This is a genomic window from Oligoflexus sp., assembly GCF_035638955.1.
Lineage (GTDB): Bacteria > Bdellovibrionota_B > Oligoflexia > Oligoflexales > Oligoflexaceae > Oligoflexus.
On sequence record NZ_DASQYZ010000142.1, the window covers coordinates 1 to 3,741 of the forward strand.

Genomic DNA, 3,741 nt, shown 5'->3' on the forward strand with positions numbered 1-3,741 from the left:
AAAAAGATCCTGGCATTATTTTAAGCTTGTGCATGGCCCATGTCAGAAGAAAATTCGTTGATGCAAAGAACAGCTATTCGAATGCGGAAGAGGTCCTGGACCGCTTCGATCAGCTATATGACGTCGAAAGGGAAGCCAAAGATTTCGCTGAACTGGGTAAATCGCGTCTGGAAAAATCATCATGGATCATGAACAGTATACTTGAATGGATTAAGAATCAGGCGGGAAAATATCTGGAAAACTCACCAATCGGCAAGGCTATAACCCACACACTTGAGCATTGGGAACGCCTCAATCGATTCCTTACAGATCCGAAAATCCCATTGGATAATAACAGTGCCGAGAGATCGCAAAGACGTCCGGTCATGGGGCGCAGGAATTTTCAGGGTTTCCGCACCATCAATGGAGCGGACACTGGCATGTTCTTTTACACCATTGTCGAAACATGCAAAATAATCGGCATCTCACCAACGACATATCTTCTGGAGATGGCCCTTCGTTCCTTGAAGGGTGAAGAGTTGCTCTCGCCATACCGTTATGGGCTGGAGATTGACGCCAAGGTAAGGGCCGGGGTTGCCCTTCACGAGGCACTGGAAAATATTCAATAGGAAATTTCGAGGTTCACTCCTGAAGGCAGGCTGATCGTCAGCAAACGCTGATGCATGAAAGCCTTTGGCCTTTCTACATCCTCTTGCAACGGCACAAGCTTTGCTGCTATGAACCCTTGTTCAGTGAAGTCGCTGGCAAACTCTGCACGCGCAAATCCGCTTGAAACCCAATTTGATACAGCTGTTGCCGATATTCCAAGTGTCCTTGTTACATCGGTAACGCCAAGGCCATGGTTTCTCATCGCGGGAAGCACGGCATCTTTTAAATCCCTGGAATAGCGCCGCGATCTAGGGTTTGTGTCGGTCTTAGTGAGTTCAGAGGCGAAAGATCTTTTTATTTCTTCGAGAATCATGAACATGCTCCGTCAAAATTTTCCAGAGACATACTCGGAAAAATCTCAGCCGGCAACCACGGGGCGTACGACGAACTTACAAACAATCAACCGACAGTTCAAGCGTAGAACGCGAGGCATGGACACCATGGTAGAAGCGACTTTGGAGAGTGTTCTCGCATCCACAGCATTGAAAATTGAGCTAGGCTGGGGACTCCATCGCATCGATTCCAAGCTCTATACAAGGCATTTGGAGAAGGAGGAAAAAAACACCATAGAGAACGCGATTGAAGAAATTGGGCTGCTGAACTAATTTTTAACCCGGACGCCAATTTCTAGACGGTCCCTTCTCTCCAGGGCTATCAGGTCAAACGGTGAACCGATAAAAATCACTATCGACAAAAGCGGAGCCAACACATCTGCCATCAATGACTATAACGACGACGCCGGAGCCGATATCGAAATTCGTCAGAACAAATATTTGAACAACATTATCGGGCAGGACCATAGGCCCATCAAGCAGCTATGCAAAGCCACCTTGGGCTTTGGGAGGTTTCGAACTGCAAGGATTACAATTGGTGACTTTGAGTCGATGAGAATAATTCGAAAACGGTAGGTTAGAGCAGAGGGCAATACCTCTGCAGAGATCTTCTATTCCGTCGCTGCATGATCGTTCGACAATCGGTGCTTCCCCTCGCTCAGCTTCTGCAAACGCAACACAACCAAATAATTCAACCATATAGTCGATACAGATTATTGAAGCTCTCACAAGTGCGGGCTGCATAGATATTCCCTTGTAGCTTTGAAAGTGTGTCTGCCTAACCATGCAGGTTAAACATTAAATAAAATTCCTTACTAACCCTCTAAAAGCATTGAAACCCTTACACATCAACAGTAAGGTGCAGCCAACTAAGTGAAATGTGCTAGGGAGATAGGTATATGGAAATAGGTCCAACAAAGGCGCAAGACCAATCCACCTTAGAGGTGATGTGGGGTCAAGCTCACTTGGTAGCTGGGGTCATTGGATTCGCCGCTGCAGTTGTCGAACTTGTGAAGCCCGACATGTTTGAGATTAACTTCTGGGCCGTGCTTTGGTTTTCCTCGTACGCATTCGCACAATGGAACACTTCAAGAATCAAGAGGGGTAGAAATGTTTAATAAGCTGATTATCCTATTCGCCGCATTGGCGACCTTTAGCCAGGTTCAGGCTGGAATTATGTTGGGTATTGGAAAGTTACCTTCCACTTCAGTCCATGCAGTGGACGAGAGTTTTAAGGTGTGCAGCATCGAAGGTGAATGTGCAATATTCTTATATCGTCCTTCGGCACCATACGGTTACGTTCTTGAAGTTGTCATGAGCGAGCGTCAAGCAGCCAACTTTGCAAGTAACCTATATGGCCAAGACATGCCAGACCCTGTTACTTTTTATAGTACAAGTGACGAGCATTACCAGACACTTCTAGCAACGACTCCACAGTATGGTCCGCCTGTCGGCCCTCCAGCCGACCTACCCGAGACTGATAAAAACATCGGATGGAAGCTCATGTATTGCAACGTCTTGGGAGTTGCTGGGTGTCTTGGTGGGTCACTCAAGGCAATATTTAAGGGAGCGGACAACTGGCCTTCAGCTATGGCTGCGTGCACTGGTATGGCTAAGGCGTGTTATGAATTTAAGGAAGCATGGGACAAAGAGCGCGCCTACTACAAAGCACTCAATGACTACTACCGAAGCCAAGGGTATGGCCCTAGCGGGAAGAACACTGGAGGGGGTGGTAGTGGTTCGGATGGTCAGGGAAGTACTGGACTTGGGGACCCTGGAACTGGTGAAGGTCACATGGAGACGTGCGTAGGTGCGACCATTGGCATGGGCGGCGGACCTAAGGGTGAGTGGCTTGAAGAGTCAGAGGTTACTTGTTACCCAACTTAGTCTTTTCAAGGCCGCGAGGGCGTGCCTGAGTTTATATCTTAGCGCACGTTTGTCTGCTTTATATCCTCCTCGACAAACATCATACGCGACGGCGGCCTCAACCGCATCCCTCAACAGTGGCCAAGCCTTCTCCAGCTCGTCCTGAAATTGCGCGTGATATTTATGGCCTTCGTGCCCATCAGGTGACGAGAAATTCTCAGTGTGCCGCAAACCCACAGTGCTGGATGAAGAATAATTTCAAAGACAAAGCCCCAACAGCGTTTCACCCTAATGCATGAGCATCCGTCGTTGCAGCAGAACAAAAACCTGCCCCAGGGACTTGGCCTTGGAAGCCTTGGGAATCTTCGGGAGTGGCACGGACGGCATCATTGATGTCCAAAGTGGTGACAGATTTCATTTTGAAAGTCCTCCCTTACGGATCTGTCGTACGTCAGTCGTAAGCCCCGTTATTGCCAGACCCCATCTTAAAGGATATGTTCCGCAAAATTTTGATGAGCATATTTCCATGACACTGGATCAAATCAAAATAAAATTCAAGAACGAGCTCGAGAGCACCATTAACCCGCGATCACGGCGCTACTCTGAGGAGCTCAAAGCAGCGGTAAGATCTTCGGTTCAAGCGAATGGATACTCCAATCGCGCTCTTCAGCGAGCCAAGGTACTGGCTCGATGACAGCCCGGCGCGTCTTTCAATTTCCCTCCTGCCGCTCCTGAAGAGGGCCATCATTACAGACGTAAGCGCCCCAGCAAGTCACGGTTAGACTCCGTCCCCACCTGATCGTATCCTGCCTCATCACCCGCAGTTGGTGATCAAAATACAGTTGAATTTTGAAGCGTCCGTTTGAGTGCTTGGTAAAGATGCAAAAGCCAGCCT

General features: G+C 48.4%; 6 protein-coding genes. 4 read left to right on the forward strand and 2 right to left on the reverse strand.

The window, feature by feature from the left end; translation table 11 throughout:
* Positions 1-608: IS66 family transposase (locus tag VE954_RS14090; RefSeq protein ID WP_324953772.1), on the forward strand; the 608-nt coding region annotated here is incomplete at its 5' end.
* Here VE954_RS14090 and VE954_RS14095 read toward each other — a convergent pair.
* Entirely contained in the window at positions 602-961 is a 360-nt protein-coding gene (locus tag VE954_RS14095; protein ID WP_324953775.1) for a hypothetical protein, read from the reverse strand. The two genes, VE954_RS14090 and VE954_RS14095, sit on opposite strands and share 7 nt — an antisense overlap.
* Positions 962-1,079: 118 nt before the next feature.
* Here VE954_RS14095 and VE954_RS14100 point away from each other — a divergent pair, with 118 nt between their 5' ends.
* From VE954_RS14100 to VE954_RS14105, 3 genes are all read left to right on the forward strand, one after another.
* On the forward strand, positions 1,080-1,253 hold the full coding sequence (locus tag VE954_RS14100) for a hypothetical protein (protein ID WP_324953777.1): 174 nt from the start codon (positions 1,080-1,082) through the stop codon (positions 1,251-1,253).
* A gap of 18 nt (positions 1,254-1,271) precedes the next feature.
* A complete protein-coding gene (locus VE954_RS44255) occupies positions 1,272-1,556 on the forward strand; it encodes a DDE-type integrase/transposase/recombinase (protein WP_414699007.1) in 285 nt (94 codons plus the stop codon).
* 534 nt (positions 1,557-2,090) lie between these two features.
* On the forward strand, positions 2,091-2,867 hold the full coding sequence (locus tag VE954_RS14105) for a hypothetical protein (protein ID WP_324953779.1): 777 nt from the start codon (positions 2,091-2,093) through the stop codon (positions 2,865-2,867).
* Positions 2,868-3,556: 689 nt separating this feature from the next.
* Here VE954_RS14105 and VE954_RS14110 read toward each other — a convergent pair.
* Positions 3,557-3,741: hypothetical protein (locus tag VE954_RS14110; protein WP_324953781.1), on the reverse strand; the 185-nt coding region annotated here is incomplete at its 5' end.